Origin of the sequence: Oceanobacter sp. 5_MG-2023, from assembly GCF_030548165.1 — a bacterium.
In the GTDB taxonomy this organism is placed as follows: domain Bacteria; phylum Pseudomonadota; class Gammaproteobacteria; order Pseudomonadales; family Oceanobacteraceae; genus Oceanobacter.
The window spans coordinates 58,587-80,378 of record NZ_JAUORS010000010.1; the positions used below are offsets into that span (position 1 = coordinate 58,587).

21 protein-coding genes are annotated in these 21,792 nt (G+C 54.1%); 9 read left to right on the top strand and 12 right to left on the bottom strand.

Annotated features, from left to right (window positions below):
* Window positions 1-7: 7 nt before the first annotated feature.
* Window positions 8-1,348, bottom strand: a complete 1,341-nt coding sequence (locus Q4551_RS08625; protein WP_303433150.1) for an adenylate/guanylate cyclase domain-containing protein — start codon at window positions 1,346-1,348, stop codon at window positions 8-10.
* Between the two features lie 273 nt (window positions 1,349-1,621).
* Between Q4551_RS08625 and Q4551_RS08630 the strand changes: the two genes are divergently transcribed.
* Both Q4551_RS08630 and serB read left to right on the top strand, forming a co-directional pair.
* Window positions 1,622-1,792, top strand: a complete 171-nt coding sequence (locus tag Q4551_RS08630) for a hypothetical protein (protein ID WP_303433152.1) — start codon at window positions 1,622-1,624, stop codon at window positions 1,790-1,792.
* 34 nt (window positions 1,793-1,826) lie between these two features.
* The gene (serB, locus tag Q4551_RS08635) at window positions 1,827-3,068 is read left to right on the top strand and encodes a phosphoserine phosphatase SerB (RefSeq protein WP_303433153.1); all 1,242 of its coding nucleotides are present in this window, start codon (window positions 1,827-1,829) and stop codon (window positions 3,066-3,068) included.
* Window positions 3,069-3,142: 74 nt separating this feature from the next.
* Here the strand turns inward: serB and Q4551_RS08640 are convergent, their stop codons facing one another.
* Together Q4551_RS08640 and epmB are read right to left on the bottom strand one after the other, a co-directional pair.
* Window positions 3,143-5,245, bottom strand: coding sequence for an EAL domain-containing protein (locus Q4551_RS08640; RefSeq protein ID WP_303433155.1), 2,103 nt, complete (start codon window positions 5,243-5,245; stop codon window positions 3,143-3,145).
* A 210-nt stretch (window positions 5,246-5,455) separates the two neighbouring features.
* The gene (gene epmB / locus Q4551_RS08645) at window positions 5,456-6,481 is read right to left on the bottom strand and encodes an EF-P beta-lysylation protein EpmB (RefSeq protein WP_303433156.1); all 1,026 of its coding nucleotides are present in this window, start codon (window positions 6,479-6,481) and stop codon (window positions 5,456-5,458) included.
* Window positions 6,482-6,516: 35 nt separating this feature from the next.
* On the opposite strand from epmB, the gene efp reads away from it, so the two are divergent.
* The 3 genes from efp (at window position 6,517) to Q4551_RS08660 (ending at window position 8,646) form a co-directional block, all read left to right on the top strand.
* On the top strand, window positions 6,517-7,083 hold the full coding sequence (gene efp, locus Q4551_RS08650; protein WP_303433158.1) for an elongation factor P: 567 nt from the start codon (window positions 6,517-6,519) through the stop codon (window positions 7,081-7,083).
* Window positions 7,084-7,210: 127 nt separating this feature from the next.
* On the top strand, window positions 7,211-8,137 hold the full coding sequence (gene epmA / locus Q4551_RS08655) for an EF-P lysine aminoacylase EpmA (RefSeq protein ID WP_303433160.1): 927 nt from the start codon (window positions 7,211-7,213) through the stop codon (window positions 8,135-8,137).
* A 98-nt stretch (window positions 8,138-8,235) separates the two neighbouring features.
* Window positions 8,236-8,646, top strand: coding sequence for a hypothetical protein (locus Q4551_RS08660; protein ID WP_303433161.1), 411 nt, complete (start codon window positions 8,236-8,238; stop codon window positions 8,644-8,646).
* A gap of 33 nt (window positions 8,647-8,679) precedes the next feature.
* On the opposite strand, the gene asd is transcribed toward Q4551_RS08660, so the two are convergent.
* From asd to Q4551_RS08700, 8 genes are all read right to left on the bottom strand, one after another.
* On the bottom strand, window positions 8,680-9,837 hold the full coding sequence (gene asd, locus Q4551_RS08665) for an archaetidylserine decarboxylase (RefSeq protein WP_368501380.1): 1,158 nt from the start codon (window positions 9,835-9,837) through the stop codon (window positions 8,680-8,682).
* Window positions 9,838-9,907: 70 nt separating this feature from the next.
* Complete coding sequence (locus Q4551_RS08670) at window positions 9,908-10,732, bottom strand: sulfurtransferase (protein WP_303433162.1); 825 nt, start codon at window positions 10,730-10,732, stop codon at window positions 9,908-9,910.
* A gap of 68 nt (window positions 10,733-10,800) precedes the next feature.
* On the bottom strand, window positions 10,801-11,829 hold the full coding sequence (rsgA, locus tag Q4551_RS08675; protein WP_303433164.1) for a small ribosomal subunit biogenesis GTPase RsgA: 1,029 nt from the start codon (window positions 11,827-11,829) through the stop codon (window positions 10,801-10,803).
* Between the two features lie 137 nt (window positions 11,830-11,966).
* Entirely contained in the window at window positions 11,967-13,154 is a 1,188-nt protein-coding gene (gene argE / locus Q4551_RS08680) for an acetylornithine deacetylase (protein WP_303433165.1), read from the bottom strand.
* Window positions 13,147-13,821 carry a DUF1028 domain-containing protein gene (locus tag Q4551_RS08685; RefSeq protein ID WP_303433166.1) on the bottom strand — a complete coding sequence of 225 codons (675 nt, stop codon included), beginning with the start codon at window positions 13,819-13,821 and terminating at the stop codon, window positions 13,147-13,149. Before Q4551_RS08685 ends, argE begins: the two co-directional genes overlap by 8 nt.
* Window positions 13,818-14,252, bottom strand: coding sequence for a RidA family protein (locus tag Q4551_RS08690; protein WP_303433167.1), 435 nt, complete (start codon window positions 14,250-14,252; stop codon window positions 13,818-13,820). The genes Q4551_RS08685 and Q4551_RS08690 overlap by 4 nt, the downstream gene beginning before the upstream one ends.
* Window positions 14,253-14,265: 13 nt before the next feature.
* On the bottom strand, window positions 14,266-15,510 hold the full coding sequence (locus Q4551_RS08695; RefSeq protein WP_303433168.1) for an NAD(P)/FAD-dependent oxidoreductase: 1,245 nt from the start codon (window positions 15,508-15,510) through the stop codon (window positions 14,266-14,268).
* Between the two features lie 153 nt (window positions 15,511-15,663).
* Window positions 15,664-16,596, bottom strand: coding sequence for a LysR substrate-binding domain-containing protein (locus Q4551_RS08700; protein WP_303433169.1), 933 nt, complete (start codon window positions 16,594-16,596; stop codon window positions 15,664-15,666).
* Between the two features lie 432 nt (window positions 16,597-17,028).
* Between Q4551_RS08700 and Q4551_RS08705 the strand changes: the two genes are divergently transcribed.
* From Q4551_RS08705 to Q4551_RS08720, 4 genes are all read left to right on the top strand, one after another.
* Complete coding sequence (locus Q4551_RS08705) at window positions 17,029-18,546, top strand: amino acid ABC transporter permease/ATP-binding protein (protein WP_303433170.1); 1,518 nt, start codon at window positions 17,029-17,031, stop codon at window positions 18,544-18,546.
* Window positions 18,547-18,569: 23 nt separating this feature from the next.
* Window positions 18,570-19,442 carry a phytanoyl-CoA dioxygenase family protein gene (locus Q4551_RS08710; RefSeq protein WP_303433171.1) on the top strand — a complete coding sequence of 291 codons (873 nt, stop codon included), beginning with the start codon at window positions 18,570-18,572 and terminating at the stop codon, window positions 19,440-19,442.
* Window positions 19,443-19,478: 36 nt separating this feature from the next.
* A complete protein-coding gene (locus Q4551_RS08715; protein ID WP_303433173.1) occupies window positions 19,479-20,324 on the top strand; it encodes a transporter substrate-binding domain-containing protein in 846 nt (281 codons plus the stop codon).
* A 226-nt stretch (window positions 20,325-20,550) separates the two neighbouring features.
* On the top strand, window positions 20,551-21,282 hold the full coding sequence (locus Q4551_RS08720) for a class II aldolase and adducin N-terminal domain-containing protein (protein ID WP_303433174.1): 732 nt from the start codon (window positions 20,551-20,553) through the stop codon (window positions 21,280-21,282).
* Between the two features lie 77 nt (window positions 21,283-21,359).
* Here Q4551_RS08720 and Q4551_RS08725 read toward each other — a convergent pair whose 3' ends face one another.
* A complete protein-coding gene (locus tag Q4551_RS08725; protein WP_303433175.1) occupies window positions 21,360-21,746 on the bottom strand; it encodes a zinc ribbon domain-containing protein in 387 nt (128 codons plus the stop codon).
* Window positions 21,747-21,792 lie beyond the last annotated feature (46 nt).

Sequence of the window (21,792 nt, forward strand, 5' to 3'; positions counted from 1 at the left end):
TGGCACGTCAGGCTTGCCCTGCCATATTGGCAATCCGTAAGATCTGGCGATCAATCAGAGCCTGACTTTTTTCAGGTAACGTTGTGAGCCAATAGCCCGGTTGGTTATCACCATTCAAATCCGGTACTGCGGCGCCGGCTTCCCATTCCAGCCCGTATTCGGGCGGCAATTCACTGATCAGAGCCTGACTGGCCAGCAGCCGGAATGCTTCGCTGCGGCGGGCCAGGGTGGATGCCCAATACAGGCTATCACCGACCAGCCGGTGGCCATGGCTGTCGTCAGCAGAATCGGTCGGCGTGAGTAAGACCGGCCCCCAGTGCGCCGCTACCCGAAAATGGATATCGGCCAGTTGTGGGTTTTTCTGGCTAGCGTTACGCATCAGTCCCAGACACAGCTGGGCCGCGTAGACGCAGTGCAGCGTGTCACGTTCGCTTTCATCGTTGAGACCAAAAATCATCACAACACCGTCGTCCTGATAATGATCCAGCTTGCCGTTATAGAGTTTGGCGGCCTGATTTAACAAACGATGATATTCATTCAGAAGCTGCACCAGCTCATCCGTATCGAGCTGGGCCTGCAGGGTCGCCAGTTCGGTCATTTCGATATAGATCAAAGCGCAGTGCTGATAGCACAGGGTTTGGCCTGATGGGGGAGTACCCTGATAACGAAACTGGCCGAGGGCTTGGGCCATGGCCTGACGGTGACGCTGGTCGTCGCGCAAGACTGACAGGCCGCCGTGTAACTGCTCAAACTCCTCTATCGCTGCCGGTGGTGGAGGTAGCTGCAACGGTTGGTTGTGACGGCTGTTTTTCAGGGCTCGGGACAACTGCTGTAAATAATGGGCGATCTGTTCTGCCAGAAAATAGCCCGCCAGCCCGGCAAGCATGGCACCAAGGCCGGTTGCTATCAGTGCCAGGGACAAATAATGGCCGCTGTCTCGGCGAGCAGGTGCCAGGTTGATATCCGCCTGGATAATCCCGACCACCTGATTATCCTGAGTGATGGAGCGGCTGATATTGATACGGTCGTCCAGGGTTTTACCTATTTCGGCAATAACCACGCCGTCGGTATCGAGCACTCGCAAGGCACTGATTTCTTCACCACGATGCCATTCTGTCAGCGCCAGATTGAGGCTGATCCGGTCACGTTGAATCAGGCTGTGAGCCAGCGTCATGGCGAGGCGTTGGGTTTGCTGGGTGGCATCCTGTTCCAGTCGCTGTTCCAGCTGATTGCTGAGATTGCTATAGGTCAGAAATGCGAGCAGTAGTCCGAATATCAGTACTTGTGTGGCTGCGGCGCAACCGCAGAGCAGGCTGAAATGAAAACTACAGGGCAACTTGAGCTGCATCGGGTCCGCCATTACGGTCTTGGAATTGGCTCTGACCGGAGATCACTGACGATAAGGGTGATGAGGTTACAACCGGGAGGTCGTACCGGTCGTTACCAACGCGGGTAACGTTGGAAATATTTCATCGGCCACAATCAGTACCATCGCAGTGATAGTCAGAGGTGTCTGAGGTGGTATTATAGGCGCCGCCCGATAGATGGCCAGAACCGAGCGGCCGTGATGCCAATCCCGTCGGGCTTCGGACGACCCATACAGAACCCAAGAGGAACCGCCATGAGCGACACCAAGCAATCTCTGCAAGAAAAACTGGAACAGCTGGAAAAAGGCCTGTTTCTGATGAGTGTTGACCGCCACCGTGCATTGTCTACTCATGAAACTACCGATCTGATTGAAGAGCTGCGTATCGTGCTGGCTGCGGCCAAGACCGATTTGGGCAAGCTGTAAACCGACAACCGCCTGAGGGCAACAGGAACGCATTGTGACTGAATTGGTTCTTATCCGGGTAACCGGTGCTGACAAACCCGGCCTGACCGCCAGTATCTCCGCGATTCTGGCCCAGTATGGTGTCACCATACTGGATATCGGCCAGGCTGAAATTCACGATACCTTGTCTTTGGGTATTCTCGCGGCGATTCCTGACAGTGCAGAATCCGCTCCGGTATTAAAAGATGTGTTGTTCAAAGCACACGCGCTGGGGCTTTCTATCCGCTTTACGCCGGTCACCGCCGAAAGTTACGAACACTGGGTGGCTGGTCAGGGTAAATCCCGTCATATCATTACGCTGTTGGCCCGTACCATTGAGGCCGATGCCATTGCCAGTGTGACCGCGATTGTGGCTGAGCATGGCCTGAATATCGATCAGATCAGCCGACTGTCTGGCCGGGTACCGCTGGATCAGGCAGAAAGTTGCCACGACAACACCCGTGCCTGTGTCGAATTTTCGGTTCGGGGCGAGGCTGACCAGAGTGAATTACGCGCCCGCTTTTTGGATATCGCGAATGAGCTGGGGGTCGACGTGGCGTTTCAGGCTGACGACGTGTATCGCCGTACGCGCCGGTTAGTGGCTTTTGATATGGATTCCACCCTGATTGAAACCGAAGTTATCGACGAGCTGGCCCGTGCTGCCGGTGTGGGTGATCAGGTTGCCGCCATCACCGAGCGGGCAATGCAAGGGGAGCTGGACTTCAAACAAAGTTTTGCCGAACGCATGGCGCTACTGAAAGGCCTGGATACCCGTGTACTGGATGGTATCGCTGAGCGCTTGCCTATCACCGAAGGGGCCGAGCGGTTGATCTACAATCTGCGGGCGCTGGGCTACAAGACCGCTATTTTGTCGGGTGGATTCAATTATTTTGGCCGCTATCTGCAACAGCGTCTGGGCATTGATTATGTCTTTGCCAATGAGCTGGAAATAGAAGATGGCCTGGTTACCGGACGTGTGATCGAGCCGGTGGTGGATGGTCAGCGTAAAGCCGATCTGTTACGGGAGCTGGCCAAAAAAGAAGGTATTCGTCTGGAGCAGACAATCGCAGTAGGGGATGGTGCCAATGACCTGCCGATGCTGAGTATCGCTGGTCTGGGCATTGCGTTTCGCGCCAAACCTCTGGTGCGGAAAAACGCCCGCAATTCGATCTCGACGCTGGGGCTGGATGGCATTCTGTATCTGCTGGGTTATCGGGATCGGGATATTGCTGAACCCGGTACGACTGAACAGGTATAAACACAAACACCGCCGTTACTGCTTATGTGGCTGACCCCATCGTTGGGTTGGCGAGCTTGTCAGGCAGCTTCTGATCAGAAGCTGCTTTCTTCTTCGAAGTTGTAATTCATGCTGCTTTGTGGCGCTTGTACATAATCCCCTTGCACAAAATGAACCCCCATTTGCCATAGACTGGCCAAGGTTGAGGCGCTGTCGACCATCGGGATAACGGTTTTCTTTTCTGCTTCGTGCAAAGCGGTTAACAGGGTTTGCAGCTGTTGCTGATTTTCCGGGCTTTGGCCCAGCTCACTGGTGTAAGAGCCATCGAGCTTAACGTACTCAACCGCCAGATGTTGCAATGTACGTAAGGGGTTCAGAGAGCAACCAAAGTGATTGAGCGCAGTGGTAATACCGCTGGCATTCAGTTCGGAAACAAAGTGTTGGGCCTGCTTCAGTACGCGGGTAGCACTGTCTTCGGCCAGCTGTATGACCAGTGAACCTTTTGGCAGGCGGGCTGCTCGCATCGCAACACTGATCCAGTTGGGCAGGCTGTCATCCTGGATGGACGGGGTCGCCAGATTAACAAAAACACGGGAGTTGTGACCCTGTTGTCGATGTTCTCCCAGCTGCTTGAGGGTATTGAGCAAGACCCAGCGATCGACCTTGCGTTTCAGGCCCTCATTGATATCCGGGTTGTTCATCAGCTCATCAGAGCTGATACAGCGACCATCGGCCAGAGGCAGTTGCATCAGCGCTTCGTAATGTTCAACGTCCTCACCACGCAGGCTGATTTTGGGCTGAAACAAGAGCTGGAAGCTGTTCTGGCGCAGAGCGTCGGTCACGGCTTCTTCGATACTGACATCCGCGACGACGACATCTTCAGGGATGTCCGGTACAAATAACATGACACCATTGCCATTGTGATGATCTGGCTGTTGATGTACTTGTTCACTGGCGGTGTGGGCATTTTGCAGCACATCTTCCGGGCGTGAACAGGTGTCGTTGATCAAGGCGACACCGATACTGGTGGTGACGGTGATGGTACGATCGCCAAGATCGATAAGCAGGCCTTCTACATGGCTGCGCAGTTGTTCTGCCAGTTTCATCGCCTGGTCAGAGCTGTAGCCAGTGAGGATGGTGGCAAAAATATCTTCGCTGATGCGGGCCAGACTGTGATCGGAGCCAATGGTTTTCTTGAGTGATTGGGACAGTTCGGACAGTACGGTATCGGCACGACTGATGCCGACCTCACTTTTGATTTTGCCAAAACCATCGATGTTCATATAAATAATGGCGCCGTTGCTGCCTCCAAGTACGGCATTATCGACGGCAATTTCCAGCTGGGCGATAAAGTAGGGCTTGTTGTACAGGCCCGTCATCATGTCGATATTGCTGACTTTGCGCAGCTTGTCTTCGAGAGCTGTATTCTTGGCGTGGGAGTGAATCGTGACCATGGTGCAACGTTCTTCGGCATAGCTCGCAGGTGAAAAATTCATTTGCATCGGAAACAGCTGCCCATCGCCGTCGACCCCAAGCGTGCTGAGCTCGGATTCTTTATGAGGGGCGTTGAGGTATTTTTTGAAGAAGCGTTTAAAGTCACTCTGACCAGAGCTATCGACCATATCCATCAAGGGCATGCCTTCCAGCTCATCGACGGATGAATAGCCAAACATGGACAGATAAGACGGGTTGGCAAAAATATGCATGCCGTCATGGACATAGGCAACGGCATCGCGAGAGCTTTCCAGCAGGGCCTGGGCGCGTTTTTCGGCGTCACGCAGGCGCACTTCGATGGATCGTAATTCCCGGCGATGTTTCAGATGACGCAGTTCACGCTGAATGGCCAGTACCATCAGGTTGCTTTCATCCCGGGGGACAACACTGCAGACACCGTGTCTGAGCGCGTTTTCCATGGCAATCAGATCAATCTCTTTACTGATCAGAATAATGGGCAAGTCTTTGTTAAGGCGGCGAATGCGCTCTTGCAGGGATGGGTAATGAACGCCGTTGGCGCCATCCTCGGCAATCAGCAGATCCCAGGATTTTTGTTCCAGCTGTTCGTCAAGGTCTTCCAGCGAGCTGATCTGGTGCGCGCGAGTGGCATTGCCTGAATTTCGTAGCAGGCTGACAATACCCTCTGCATCATTCTGGGATTGGGTATGAATCAGCAGGTGTAGTGTCTCTTGGTTGGTCGCCATGACTCGGGTCACTCAGTCTTATTGTTCGGGTCCGACCTTCCTGTCAGTTTTGCCCAAATGGGTTATCAAAGCCGGTTTTGATCAAAAACCGGCGAAGGCAGTACAAATAGCTGTTTGTGCGCATTTTGTGACAATAAACAATAATAACAGACAGATATTGTCACAATCATGATTGTAGCGGTATATGACCATTAAAGAGGGAAATGTCTGTCAAAATTTGTCATTAGTCATAATTAGAGACTTGCCAGCTTTGCCAGCCTCCTCCCGTACCAGCCTGGGAAGCAGGTAGCCGGGCAATTGCTGATGCAGTTGCTGGTAAATAGCCAGCGCCTCGGCAGTCGGAGTATCAAACTGGTGTGTGCCTGTGACCGGGTCGAGCAGATGCAGGTAGTAAGGCAGGATGCCGGCATCAAATAACGACTGGCTCAGTTCGATCAGGGTAGCGGCCTGGTTGTTGACGCCTTGCAGCAGTACCGACTGGTTCAGCAAGGTGATGCCCGCCTGGCGCAGTGTCTGGAGGTGTTGACGAAACAGCTCGTCGATCTCATTGGCATGGTTAATATGTAATACCACACTGATCGACAGGCGGCTGTGGCCGAGCAACTGCGCCAGGGCCGGGGTCAGGCGCTGGGGAATCACCACCGGCAGACGGGTATGAATACGCAAGCGTCGCACGTGAGGTATCTGCCCGATGGTATCAACCAACTCTGCCAGCGCCTCGTCTTTCAGCATTAATGGGTCGCCACCACTCAAAATCACCTCACTGATGGATGGGTCATCACGAACATAATCCAGCGCACTTTGCCATTGCCGGCGGCTGAGACGATTGTCGGCATAGTCAAAATGACGGCGAAAGCAGTAGCGACAGTTAACTGCACAGCCCGTCGCCGCCAGTAACAAGAGCCGACCCTGATATTTGTGAACGATACCGGGGGTGATATTGGCGTGTTGCTCATTCAGTGGATCACTGACATAACCCGGCATGGCGATAAGCTCTTCAGCGTCTGGCAGTACCTGGCGCAGCAAGGGATCGTGGGGGTTGCCAGGTTCCATTTTTTGCAGATACGGCGCAGGAACGAGCACCGGAAACGTACTGGCAGCCAGCTGTCGGTCGCTCAAATGAGTCGGAGCAAGATGCAGTGCCGAGAACAATTGTTCGGGGCTGCGAATGGCGCTGGCCAGAATCTGTTGCCAGTCTTGCTGCTCAATGGCAGCAGATCGCGTTATGATGTGCACTTTATAACAATGTCCTACTCTAATTGGATTGCGAAATGGCGAACTATTCTACCAACGAATTTAAACCCGGTCTTAAAGTCATGATGGATGGAGAGCCGTGCTCCATTATTGAGAACGAATATGTAAAACCCGGCAAAGGTCAGGCATTTAACCGCGTCAAACTGCGCAACTTGCGTATTGGCCGGGTGATTGAAAAAACCTTCAAGTCCGGCGAATCACTCGAAGGTGCCGACGTGATGGAAGTCGACATGGAATACCTCTACAACGATGGCGAATTCTGGCACTTCATGGCCACCGATGGTTCTTTTGAACAGCATGGTGCCTCTGCTGAAGCGGTTGGCGATACCGTCAAATGGCTGAAAGAGCAAGACCAGTATGTCGTCACTCTGTTTAACGGTGCCATCCTGACCGTTGCGCCAGCCAACTTTGTTGAGCTGGAAGTGGCAGAAACCGACCCGGGCATGAAAGGGGATACGGCACAGGGTGGCAGCAAGCCGGCGACGCTGGTGACCGGTGCGGTTGTGAAAGTCCCACTGTTTATCAATATTGGCGACATCTTGCGGATTGATACCCGCTCAGGTGAATACGTCAGCCGTGCCTGATCGATAACCGTGACTGATCCAAAGGGAGCCTGACGGCTCCTTTTTTTGTGTCGGCGTCTGGTGCGGCTGGCCGATAGTCTGACCTGACTTTATCATTTCATGACTGGATACATGCGTAGAGAATCTTATGACCAAATGCTGGACCCCGACGGCTTCCCTTGCCGCGCTTCAAGCCAGAGCCTTGATGTATCAACAGATCCGTCAGTTTTTCGCCGAGCGGCAGGTGCTGGAAGTAGAAACTCCGCTGTTGGCCCAGGCTCCGGTGAGTGATCCGAATATTGAACCCATAGCCACAGCCGATGGCCGTTATCTGCATACCTCGCCGGAGTATGCGATGAAACGGCTGTTATGTGCCGGTAGTGGTGATATCTACCAGATCTGTAAAGTTTTCCGCCGGGGTGAAGCCGGTCGCCGCCATAACCCGGAATTCTCCATGCTGGAATGGTACCGGTTGGACTGGAACGAGCATCAGTTGATGGATGAAGTAGCGGATATTGCCGTCCTGATGCTGGGACTGCCATCAACACCGCCCCGGGTGATGCTGACTTATCAGCAGGCATTGTTGCAGTACGCCGGTCTGGACCCGTTGCAGTGTCGTGATGTGACGATTGCTGAGTGTGGCCAGCAGCTGGCTGGGCAAGATCTGTCGCTGGATCGGGATGGCTGGCTCGACGTTATCATGAGTCATGCGGTTGAGCCTGCCTTGCCACGGGATACCCTGGTATTTGTTTACGACTTTCCGGCATCCCAGGCGGCACTGGCTAAAACCCGCCGGACGGTCGATGGTCATGATGTGGCTGAGCGTTTTGAGCTGTTCTGGAACGGTGCAGAGTTGGCCAATGGTTATCATGAATTGACGGATGTTGCTGAACAGACGCGCCGTTTTGAGCAGGAAGCTAACGGTCGTCCAATCGATAAGCGGCTACTGGCGGCACTGGGTTCCGGCTTGCCGCCATGTGCCGGGGTAGCCATGGGACTGGATCGGTTATTGATGCAGCGGTTACAGGTCTCCACAATTGCTGAGGTATTAAGCTTCGATTGGCTGCAGGCCTGACATTTTCGCGCAAACATTTTCAGTAACTTACCGCTTGCCAGACCTGATTGACAGAAGGTTATGGTCAGATTTCCCCTCACGTAGTGAGGGTAGATAGGATGACTGGAAAGCAGGCGTTAAGCCGGTTGCTGTTGATGGTGGGGATTGTGACGGGCGCGGTGATGGCCATGCATTCACCGCTGGTGGCAGCTGCAGGAATTGATTGTGAACTGATGATTGCCCGGGTGGGCGTTGGCGGTGGTTTGCAAGTCCGGGTGCCATTAACCCGTATGGTGGCTGAGGATCAGCAAACCCTGCAACACCTGAAGTCGGCTGACGCCGAACAGATTGCCCATTTGATGACGTCACTCAGCCGGGTTATCTGGCCGGGTCATGAGCAACAGAGCGAGCAATGGCGTTTTGCTGATATGCATCTGGATGGTAGTCAGCAGTGGCTGGTCTTGCGTATCCGGCCACAAGGCAGCTTGCCGGATATGCCCGGTGGTTGCCTTGTGGCCAGTCGGCACTGATAAAGAGATACCGATAAACCGACGCTGACGTTATCAGGTACGGGGTTTGTCGGTGTCTGACTCCGGGGTGTGTTCATCAACAGGTGACGGTTGGTCGGTACCGTCGGGAGCTTGTGTTTCTTCTTTTTTGAGCTCTTCTGCTTCAATAGCTTCAACGGCTTCAACCGTATCCGTTACCGGCTGCTCTGTTGCCGGTGTCAGGGTTTCCGGTGTTGCTGAAGTGCTGCTTGGGCTGCTGTGAGTGTCTGTTTCTGCTTCAGCTTGTTCTGTTTCTGGCTCTGGCTCTGGCTCTGTTGTTTCTTCTGGCTCTGCTGTTTCCGGTTCATCAGGGCGCAGTGCACTGATTGAGCCCAGTCGGCTACCCATTCGAATCGGGCTACCGGCCTCCAGCTCCTTGCTCCAGTCGACCATGCCATCCGGGAAACACAGCACCACAGTGGAGCCAAGGCAGAAGCGACCCATTTCTTCACCCTTATCCAGTTCCACCGGTTGCGGATCACGATAATCCGTTACCTTGATCTTGCGCGAGGCCGGGGTGATCTGGCCAGCCCAGACGGTTTCAATGGCCGCCACAATCATGGCACCCACCAGCACCATGGCCATGGGGCCGTGTTCGGTATCAAAAATACAGACCAGTCGTTCGTTACGGGCAAACAGACCGGGAACCCGTTCAGCAGTGGTCTGATTGACCGAAAACAGTGCTCCGGGGACGTAGATCATTTCTCGCAGTTTGCCGGGCATCGGCATATGGACACGATGATAATCCCGTGGCGACAGATACAGGGTGGCAAACTGGCCACCGGCAAAGTCTTCAGCGCGCTGACGCGAGCCACCCAGTAATTCAGTCAGGGAAAAAGCCTGACCCTTGGCCTGGAAAATACGCCCGTGCTGAATCCGGCCCAATTGGGAAACCGCGCCGTCAACCGGTGACAACAGGCTGTCAACGGCTTGATCCTGGGGTCGGGCTTCGGGCAGCAGTTCACGGGTAAAAAAGTCGTTAAAACTGCGAAAGTCCTGCGGGTGCTGACGCTGGGCTTCATCCAGGCGTACGTCGTACTGACGGATAAAGCGGGTGATCAGCTGGTTTTTGAGCCAGCGGCTTTCACAGGCAGCCAATTTGCCAACCAGACGAGACAGCCAGTGGTGAGGCAGCACGTATTGGCTGGCAATAAACAGATCATCTTTTAACAAAGGGGGACTCTCTTTTATTAGGCCAGGCACGTCCTTGGCCGGAATGGGTGATCATTACTCGTGTGTCGACTCAGGGCTGATCGCCAGTGGTCACCGGGGTGTTGGGGTCGTTGCCCCACTCAGACCAGGAACCAGGGTAGGCTTTGATATTCAGCCCCAGAATCTTGCCCACCAAATAGGTATAGCCAGAGCGGTGATGAGTCTGGCAATGGGTGGCAATTTCCTTGTCGGCAGTCAGTCCCATGTCTGACAGCAGTACACGGAAGGGTTCCAACGGGTTGATACGCAAACCATTTTCCGGGTCCATTCCCCGCGTCCATTCGTAGTTGACGGCACCGGGAATATGGCCACCTCGGCTGGAAATAACCTTGTCGCCGCAGTACTCCGCCTGGGAACGGGCATCCCAGATGGCGAAGTCTGGCTGGCCAATACGGGCGAGGATATCGTCTTTGCTCAGCGAGAAACCATCGCACAGCTGTTCGACCTGATAGCTGGAAGGTACAGGGGCTACATTACCGGCTTCTGTGGGCAGACCGTCCTGCAACCAGGCCTTGATACCACCATTCAGATAGCTGTAATGACGATGGCCAATCATATCGAGTACCCAGATCAAGCGACCAGCCCAACCGCCACCCTCATCGTCATAAGCAATAACGTGGGTGTCCGGGGTTAACCCCAAGGCGCTGAAGACTTCGGACAGTTGTGGTAACGAGGGCAGGGCACCGGGTGTTGGAGCAATGCCCAGCTGCAGGCGCTTGAAGTCCAGGTGTACGGCTCCAGGAATATGATGCTGGAGATAGCTGTCGAGTTTGCTCTGATCAATGATCAGCACGTTATTCAGCGGCAATTGCTCAGCAAGCGTTTGAGCTTCCAGCAGCAGTGGCAGTGGACTCATGAATAATACTCCGGATAAACAGGTCGCAAAGAAGCAGTGTATCCAAGCCGGAGACCGCTGTCAGGCGTTCAGAGCTCCGACAGGGTCTCGACAATCCGTTTGTAGCTGATAAAGCGTTCCTGACTGATCAGTTCTTCATCGACGGCTTGCAGCAAGGCACAACCGGGTTCGGATTCATGATGGCAATCACGGAAGCGACAATGTCCCGCCAGTGCCCGTAACTCACGGAAACCGTACAGCACGTCGTCTTCGCTCATATGCCAGAGACCAAACTCACGGATTCCCGGGGAGTCAATCAGGTCGCCACCGGCGGGAAAATGATACAGCCGGGCGGTGGTGGTGGTGTGTTTGCCTTTGCGGGTATTTTCCGACAGCGGCCCGACCTTGAGTTCTTCACCGGGTAACAGGGTGCCAATCAGGGATGACTTGCCGACCCCGGATTGGCCAACAAAGACGCTGACGCGATCGTTAAGGAATTCTTTTAATTCCCCAAGGCTTTCCGGTTCATTGGCACAGACCTGCAGTATGCGATACCCCAGATCGGCATAACGCTGTAGCAGTGGCTCCAGATGGAACAGACTGAGGTCGTCCAGCAGATCGGTTTTGTTGAGCAGAATAATGGGTTCGATGTGGCAGTTTTCGGCGGCCACCAGATAACGGTCAATCAGATTGGCGTGCGCGTGTGGTTCGGGGGCAATCACCAGCACAATAAAGTCGATATTGGCGGCTACCGGCTTGATCTCGTTGTACGGGTTGGGGCGTGACAGCTCGGAGTCACGTTGCTGCACCATTTCAACGACGCCCTGATTGACTCCCTGGGCATTGGCCGGTGCCGGGCGGAAGACAATTTTGTCGCCAGTGACCAGAGAGCCAAGGTTGGCCCGCAAAAAACAGCGGTAGGTATTGCGGTCGTTGTCTTCCACTTCTACCTGGGCACCAAAGTGGGCGATCACCTGGCCGTGCATCTCGTCGCCGAGTTCACCGGCGTTGAGCTGGTCGGAAATCACCGCCTCTTTTTGCTGGGCGCGCTGGGCTTTTTCTTCCTGAATCTTGGCAATACGCCAGGATTGTTTTTTGGTGAGTTTTCGTTTGGCCATGCATTACTCAGAGTGTCGGTTCGGCCGTCATTCTCCGTGCTGGCTGCAGGAAGCGCAAGCGTTGGCCAGCGGTGATTCTGGCCAGAGTCAATGCACCGGCTGCACAATGGCTGCCGGTGCCTCGTTATCCGGGTGGCTCAGTGGCTGACCATCCAGTTACGCAAGTTTTCCAGCATGTCGCAACAGCGCCCAAGCTGCCCGATCGTGACGAACTCATCCGGCTTGTGTCCTTGATCCATACTGCCAGGGCCACAGACCAGCGTGGCCACACCAGCCTGATCGAACAGTCCACCTTCGGTACCAAAAGCGACGGTGGTGAAGTCATGGCTGCCGCTCCATTCGCTGAGCCATTGGGCAAAGCGGGATTGCGGATCAGTGAGCAACGGCGGGTAGGATGCCAACATCTCAAAATGAATCCCTGCGTCCGGGTGCACGGTTTGCATTGCCGGCTGCAGGGTTGAAGCGGCAAAGTCCTTCAGTTTGTCCAGTGTTGCGTTGACATCGGTATCGGGCAGATAGCGCATTTCAAAATCAAACTGGCAGGCTTCCGGTACGATATTGAGCGCCACGCCACCCTGGATCTTGCCCGTTTGCAGCGTGCTGTAAGGGGGATCAAAACGGCGATCCTGTTGCTGCTTCAGCGGCTCGGCCAGATCCGTCAGCTTGCCGATCAGCCTGGCTGCATACTCAATGGCATTGACTCCCTCGGGCGCGTAGGCCGAATGGCAGGCATGGCCCTTGACCTTGCAGCGCATACCGACCTTGCCCTTGTGACCATAAACCGGCTGCATGCTGGTTGGCTCGCCAATAATGCACATGGCAGGATGGTCCGGTGATGACTGGATATGGTCAATCAAACCGGGTACGCCAAGGCAGCCGACTTCCTCGTCGTATGAGAAAGCCAGATGCAAAGGCATGGTCAGGGCGGATTGCTGAAAGCGGGGAACCGCCTCCAGTACACAGGCAATAAAGCCTTTCATATCGGCGCTGCCGCGGCCGTAACAACGGCCCTCGTCTTCGGTCAGCTGGAAGGGTGGGTAAGACCATGACTGGCCATCCACCGGCACCACATCCGTATGGCCGGATAACATGACGCCGCCGTCCCCAGCCGGGCCAAGCCGGGCATACAGGTTGGCCTTGGTGCGCTCTGGGTTGAAGATCAACTCTGATGGGATACCGAGTTGATCGAGGTAGTCCCGGATTGATTCAATCAGCGCCAGATTGGACTCGCGACTGGTGGTGTCGTGGGCCAGTAGCATGGCCAACAAATGGCGAAGTTCTTCGCTCAGTGTTGGCCTGGCTTGGCTGGTGGTCGGGTTATTCATCGCCGGGAACGCCATAGCTGGGGGCGTCGCGGGGGTCCAGTGCCCGAGTTACATAAGCCTGCATTTGTGGTTCATAGTCTTGCCACAGTTGTTCGAGTACGCCAATGGGGTTCTCGTCTGCCCAGTCGACACGCAAGTCGACCAGCGGCCAGATATAATCATCGACAACCTTGACGGCCGCAGAATGCACCGGCCCAGCTTCGCCACCCTGGGCAATCCCGGCCGCCAGCGCCTGGATCAGGCGGCCGGTCAGCTCACCGGAGGAGGCTTCAAAGGCACTGATCATGGCATCGATAACACCGTCATTCGCGAGCATGTTTCCCGCTGCAACACAGTGCAGGCCTTGTTTCATGGCGGATGTGCCGAGGGTTTCGGTACCACTGAAACAGGCGCGGACCCCTTTGTTGTCGATCACTGTCACCTGGCGATAGGCACTGAAACGGTCGTCGGCCAGAGCAGCTTTCAAGGCCTGTTCGGACGACTGGTTTTGCTCCAGTCGGGCGAGAATGGCAGGCCCCAGTGCGGGCAAGGTGATGTTCTGGCTGGAAACCGCGCCAATGCCTGCTTGCAACCAGGGGCAGCGGGCGCCAACGGCAATACTGGATGAACTGATTGCTACGCCCAGTTGACCGGTTTCCGGGCAATAGGCGGACAGGGAGACGGTCATGCTGGCTCCTTGTCTGCTGCCTGATCTGGAATCACGGCGATGACGTCGATTTCCATCAACCACTGAGGCTGTGCCAGACCGGCCACTACCAGTCCGGTAGAGATAGGGTAAACCCCTTTGAGCCAACGACCCACTTCCCGGTACACCGGCTCACGGTAACGCGGGTCGGTAATGTAGGTCGTGGTTTTGACGATATGACTCAGGTCGCTACCGGCTTCTGCCAGTAGCTGTTTAACGTTTTTCATTGCCTGCTCGGCCTGGGCTTGCGGGTCTCCCAGGCCAACCAGATTACCTTCGAAGTCGGTACCGACCTGACCACGAACATAGACGGTATTACCCGCTCGTACCGCCTGGCATAGATCGTTATCCAGCGTCTGGTTCGGGTAGGTTTCTTTAGTGTTGAACATGCGGATACGGGTATGCGTTACCATGATGATTCCTGTTTCAGCTGTGACGGTAGTACTGGTATTGACGTTGGATAACGATCTGGTCAGCGATGTATTTGGCGTCATGCCATACGCCCCAGATAAAGGTTGAGCCGCGGCGGGAGAGCCATGGCAAGCCGAGGAAGTAGACACCAGGCTCGCTGGATACGCCGCGATGATGTTTGGGTTGTCCCTTGTCATCAAAGGCATCGACCTGCAGCCAGCTGTAATCGGTGGCATAACCGGTCGCCCAGATAATGGCGGTGATACCTGCTTGCTTGAGATCCAGCTCCAGCGTCGGTTGGGTCATGCACTCCGGGTCGGCAAGGAATTCCCGAGCCTGTGGTTCTTCGGGCAAATCCAGTCCGTGACGGCTGACGTAGGCATCGGCGCGGTCGAGTAACGATAGATAATTGGCGTCACCGGCCTTGATATTGTCGGCCAGGTCGTTGCGGAAGCAGGCAACACCGTTGTCGAAAGACTCAGTACGGCCAACCAGGTTCAGGCCCTGTTGTGCCAGCTGGCGGAAGTCGATGGTTTGGCCACCGTGGGCACCACTGACCGCAATGGTAACGTGTTCCTTACCGGGTTCGTTGGCAGCGGCATCCCACAAACCCAGCACACCCAGCCACCACACAAAGTCGCGGTCGCGGTAGCTGCGGGGTGGACGGTCGTGAGGTCCGACCGACAGATATACTTTTTTGCCTGACCGTTGCAGCTCGTCGGCAATCTGTACGCCGGACGAACCGGCACCAATTACCAGTACCCCACCTTCTGGCAGCTGTTCCGGGTTACGGTAGTGGGCGGAATGAATCTGCAATAATTCCGGGTCTTGCGGGGCTGCGGCAGGAATCACCGGAATCTGGAAGGGGCCAGTGGACGATACCACTCGCTGGGCCTGGATAATGCCGTCGGATGTCGTGACGGTAAAACCGCCAGCGCCTTCGTTGCGCACGACGCTCAGGACTTCGACGCCGGTACGAATCGGCGCGTTGAATTTTTCTGCATAGGAGACAAAATAATCAGCCACCTTGTCTTTGGGGACAAAGCTGTCAGCATCGGCTCCGGGAAAGGTCATGCCCGGGAAACGGTCATGCCAGGCTGGGCCATTGGCGACCAGAGAATCCCAGCGAACGCTGCGCCAGGCTTCAGCAATACGATTCTTTTCCAGAACCAGATGAGGTACCTCCAGGCGCGTCAGATGCTCACTCATGGCGATGCCTGCCTGACCAGCCCCAACGATAAGGGTATCGATGTTTGTCATATTTTCTGTCATGTCTGCATGCCTTCTAAATGCCAGGCTTTATTACCTTGGGATGAATAAAGCTAGGTTATGGCAGACAATAAATTCAGTAAATTATTATAAATATACGATCTCGATAGAAAAAATATCTCGCACCAGCAGTGATCATTCAGGCTAATAATTATTAGCTGTTTTTATGGTGGATTCGCCCAGATTGTAATTACGGCAATAGTCCATAAACAAGCGAGCAGGGTGAGTGGGTTCATTGTTTTTAAGATAAGCCATAATCAGGGTAGAGCTTTCCATTTCATCTTCAATCTCCACATGAGCCAGCTCCTGGCCGTCGTAGGTTGTATTGGTCAGTGGCCGGGTAACCAGTATTGAAAACCCTTGTCCCTGACCCACCATACAGCGGACCATTTCAATAGAAGGCGAAGCGTAGGCGACTTCCGGGTGGAGTCCTTTTTCGGTAAACAGGCTTAAAAAATAGTTTCTGCTGGGAATGACATCCAGCAACACCATAGGCTCCCGGCTCAGTTCGGTCAGGGTCACTGATGGCTGCTGGGCCAGCGGATGGCCGATGGGCAGCAGGGCATAGGGGCGATGGGGCGCATTCAGGGCTTCCCGTCGGATGGAGTTGTCCAGCTCCAGGTCGTACAGAAACGCCAGGTCAAACTGGCCCCGGTGCAAACCGATCATCAGTTCGTGCTGCTCGCCATCATGCAGTTGTACATCGATGCCCGGGTACACTTTCTTGAATCCGGCAATCAGCCGGGGAATATACAGCGGTGCAACGGATTCAAAGCTGCCAACCGTGATTTTACCTGAGGTCTGGTCACTGCTGGCCAGTGAATTTTGCTCAAATTCATAGGAGAGGCGCAGGAGCTCTTTGGCTTTTTCATAAAAGCGGCGACCTCCTGGTGTCAGCGACACCCCTTGGGCATGATGCCGTATCAACAGCTGCTGGTCGAAGGTGTCTTCAAGGTTCTTGATGGCGATAGATATAGACGGTTGGGCAATGTGCAGCCGACGGGAGGCCTCGGCGATACTTTGGGTTTCAACGACCGTGGTAAAGTAGTGCAACTGCTTCAGCGTGAAGTTTTTCATGGATGAATCATCTATAAAATATTGTCAGTGTATTAGTTCCTATATATTTTTTATTTGCAATAGGCATGCCATGATCGGAATGAATTGGCCTGTTCGCTAGCGGAAGTGATTTGGACCGGAATGCCCTGAAATATGCCGGTTTGGCTTTGGATATGGTACTAATAAATCAATATGTGTGCGTTGTTTTGGGGCGTTGTGATTTCTGCTGGTGCATAAAATGCCATGTATTCGGGTGCAATTTGGTAATGGGCGTAAAAGGTTTGTGAAAAATTGATCTGGATACTACCTATTTTTTTTAAATCTAGAAGCTCAAAAAATAATAATTGTTTACGATTTGTATATTCCTTCATAGTAATTACACCTATTTGAAACCCGCTTGCTCTTTGGAAGAGCATAGACGGTTTTATAATTTTATTATCAGGTGGTAACCCTATGGCATTTGATTGGGACTACATGTTCAGTCTATTCAGTCTAACCGATTTCTGGTTGGCAACCTGGACCGTTATCAAACTCAGTTTGGCCAGTTGGGGGTTGAGTGTTGTCGTGGGCTTTTTACTGGCCTTGGGGAAACAATCCAGTCGACCGCTGTTAAATATACCGGCGAGCTTTTATATCTGGCTGTTCCGAAGTGTACCGTTACTGGTACTGCTTATTTTTGTTTATAACATGCCGCAGGTATTGCCGATCAGTAGCGTGATCATGAGTGATCCTTTCTGGGCTGGTCTGATTGCCCTGGTGCTGTGCGAAAGTGCCTATGTTGCTGAAATCCACCGGGGTGGTTTGCTGTCGATCCCCAAAGGACAGGGTGAAGCGGCCCGTGCTCTCGGGGTGCGTTTTTTTGGTATCCAGTGGCTGGTGGTGATTCCCCAGGCATTACGAGTGGCGTTACCCTCCCTTGCCAATGAGTATATTTCCATCGTCAAACTGACGTCGCTGGTCTCGGTGATTTCGCTGACGGAAATTCTGATGGTGGGTCAACGCCTGTATTCCCAGAACTTTCTGGTGTTGGAAACCATGGCAGCGGTGGCAGCGTTTTATGTCTTTATCGTTACCTTGTTTGATTTTTTGCTGAAGCGTCTTGAAGGCTATCTCGACGTGACCAACAAGAAAAGCAAGGTCCCATCAGCAGCACTGACCGCCGCTGTCAATCAGGCGCCGGCGGCTGCTCTGACACCACCCAATGAATTTGATGGCCCGGCGTTGCAGGTATCGCAGCTACACAAGGCCTTCAATAATGTTGAAGTCCTTGGGTCGGTCGACCTGAGCATCAATCCCGGAGAAGTGGTGTCCATCATCGGGCCATCCGGCTCCGGCAAAACCACCCTGATTCGGCTGATGAATGGTCTGGAGCAACTGGATCATGGCGAAATCGATCTGAATGGTCAGCCGTTTCTGCAGCTGCATCACCATGGGCCAGATAAGTCCCACTTTGTTGAGCACTCAGAGCATCGCCGCAAGATTGGCATGGTGTTCCAGAGTTTCAACCTGTTTCCACACCTCAGTGTGCTCGATAACCTGATGCTGGCACCCTGCTATCACCGCATCGCCGACCGGCATGAGCTAGAGATGCAGGCTTACCAGCTATTGAACAAGGTGGGCATGCTCGAACACGCCTGGAAATACCCTCATCAATTGTCCGGTGGTCAGCAACAGCGGGTCGCAATTGCCCGGGCGTTGATGATGCGGCCGCAAATCATGTTGTTCGATGAGCCGACGTCGGCGCTGGACCCGGAGAAGGTGAACGAGGTGCTGCAGGTGATTGAAGACCTGGCACGAGAAGGCATCACCATGGTGATTGTTACCCACGAGATGAACTTTGCCTTCAAGGTATCCGATCGCATTGTCTTTATGGAAAAAGGGCGCGTGGTGTGTGACGACACGCCCGAGGTATTACGCAGTGGCCAGAACCCTCGCGTGGATGCCTTTTTGAAAGATGTTTCTTTGGCCTGATTTAATATATTTGGGAGTGACTCATGATTGAACAATGGCAAATAGACCAATATCACGAACAAGGTTTTCTGCTTGTTAACAATGTACTGAACCCGGATGACGTTGCGGCCCTGCAATCCGAATTTGATGGTTGGGTAGAAGAAAGCCGCAAGCACGAAACCCCATGGGGTGAAACGATTGATGGGCGCGCCCGTTTTGATATCGAAGGTGACCACGCAGCGGATCACCCATCGCTGCGACGCGTCAGCTCGCCGACTGAGATTTCAGACGTCTTCAAGCGTATTGCGCTGCAATCACGGGTTGCACAAATTGCCGGTCAGCTGGTCGGCAGTCGCGGTGCCCGCCTGCACCACAGCAAGGTGAACTCCAAACTGCCACACACTGCGACGGAAGTGAAATGGCATCAGGATTTTCCGTTTACCCCCCACAGCAATGATGATCTGGTGACCTGTCTGCTGATGATCAGCGAAGTCACTCCGGCCAACGGCCCTTTGCAAGTGGTACCGGGCAGCCATCGTGGCCCGCTGTTCTCCCACTGGCAGCATGACCGCTTTACCGGCACGGTTGATGACGCCGTGATCGCCGAGCACTGCCAGCAACCAACCTCTTGTTACGGCCCTGCTGGTTCCGTGTGTTTTATGCATACTCGTGTGTTGCATGCTTCCAGCCCGAATGAAACCGAATTGCCTCGCACCATTTTTATCAATGTGTACGCCGCTGAAGATGCCTTGCCATACGGGGACAACCCGCTGCCGAGCATCCATTCTGGCGAACTGGTATGGGGTGAAGAAAGTGGTGAAATACGCAGCACCAACAATACCCTGCGTCTGCCAGAAAAGCCCAAGGGCGCCTCGTTCTTTGTGCAACAGGCGGGTAATGATCCGCTCAACTACTGATTCCTGATTCCCAATAGACTCTCGAGAGAAATGATCATGACGTTTTTTGCCCGTACTGCAGGTTCAACGGTGCGTTCTGTCGCCGTAGGTATTGTTGGAGCAGCGCTGTCGCTGACATCCCTCAGCACCTTGGCATTCAAGGAACCTGGTAAAATCATCGCTGGTTCAGATATCACCTTTTTTCCTTATGAATATATGGAAAACAACAAACCGAAGGGGTTCGATATTGAATTCCTGGAAGGGCTTGGCAAGGTCATGGGCCGGGAAGCCATTAATATTGATACTCGTTGGGCTAACCTGATTCCCGGTTTGCGGGGTGGCCGTTTCGACATCACCAACTCGTCGATGTACATCACTGCCGATCGTATGAAAGTGATCGACATGATTCCTTACCTGAAAAGTGGTGAATCCATTCTGTCGATCAAAGGCAGTGACTATCAGCCTGAAATGCCAGAAGATTTCTGTGGTCACCGCATTGGTTCCATGGCGGGCACGGCCTGGCTGAAACAGTTGCAGACGCTGTCGGTAGAATATTGTGAAGCCAATGGACTGAAGCCAATCGCGATCAGTGAATACCCAACCGATCCCCAGACTACCCAAGCAATGCTGTCGCATGCAGTAGAAGCCCAGATTACCGATGCGGCTGTTGCTCGGGGTGTGGTGGAGAAACTGGGTGGTCGAGTTGTGATTTCTTCCAGGACGCTGATTTATCCGGTGCTGAACGGTTTCGGGGTGAAAAAAGGCAACGACATCGTTCGCAACGCCCTGATTGCAGGGATCGAAAAATTCAGTAAAACGCCGGAATACGCCGCGTTATTGAAAAAATACAACTTCCAGGCACCGACCGCGGCCGATATTGAGTCGTTGTTGCCGAAAAAATAAGCCTGCTTTTGAGGGTTCAATACTGGGTTCTGGTTGCTGTTGCCGCATCAGAATCCAGGGTTGGAGCCACGGGTATGAAGAGCCAGCGTCAATCGCTCTGGATACCTGGCTACCCATAACAATCCCCATTGGCTGGCAGTCAACACATCATTATCGACAGCAGCCCCTATCAACGCTGACGCATCATTGACGTATAGCGCAAGTACGCATTTTACCGGAGTAACCTATGTCGCTTTCTCTCGAAGAGCAGTTGCGGATCGATCTAGCAGCCAGCCTCCGCATTGTTGCCCACCTGGGTATGCATGAGGCTGTGGCTAACCATTTCAGTGCCGCCGTTTCCGACGATGGCAAACAGTTTCTGATGAACCCCAAGTGGAAACATTTTTCCCGCGTCTGTGCCAGCGACATGCTGTTGCTGGATGCCGACGATGCCAGCAACGCCGAACGGCCTGAAGTGGATGCCACCGCCTGGTCGATCCATGGCCAGCTGCACCAGCGTTTGCCCCATGTCCGTGTTGCGATGCATCTGCACCCGGTGTACACCACCGCTATCGCGACGATGAAGAACCCGCACATTCCTGCGATTGATCAGAACACCGCCCGGTATTTTAACCGGATGTCTGTCGACACCCTGTTTGGCGGCATGGCCAATACCGTGGAAGAAGGGGCGCGTTTGTCCGGCCTGCTGAAAAACAACAGCCGCTTGTTGATGGGTAATCATGGCGTGATGGTGACCAGTACTGATATTGGCGTGGCGTTTGATGATATCTGGACACTGGAACGCGCCTGCCAGATTCTGGTGGCCGCCTGGTCAACGGGTCAGCCGCTGAATATCCTGCCGGATGAGGTGGCGGAGAAAACAGCACGGGACTGGGAAAGTATCCCGGACTTTTCGCGCCAGCACTTCGAGGAAATGAAGCAGCTGATGATCGTTCAGGACCCATCGCTGCTGGATTAATGGTACCGGGGCCGGGCCGGCTTTTTTGCCGCGCAGCCTTGCACCAGACGGCAGAGCTGCACGGGTCATAACCAGCCTCAATGGCTGATCATCCAGGGCCGCATGCCCGGGAACATTTTTTCGCCATTGGCGGTGTACATCAGGTTACTCTTGCGCTTGCTGCCACAGCCGCAGCCCTTGTCATGCTTGTGACGGTTATCAAACAGGTGTTGCTGCTTTTTCTCGTGCTCTTTTTCCTGGTACTGGCTGGCGCTCATGACATCGGGTGCTTCGCGGGATTTCTCGTTACGCTCCATGGCGGCGCGGGTTTCCTTCAGCACTTTGGCAATGGCCGGGGGCAAAACAATGACCCGGGCCGAACGGGTGTGGCATTGAGGGCATGGCTGGGGCTGGTCGTGCTCTTGCATCGGGGCCAGTTCCTGAAAAACCCCGTGGTGCGGGCATTTGTAGTCATACATGGGCATGGTGGCTATCTCCGGCAGTCTGTCAGTGCACATCATGGGAAAACAA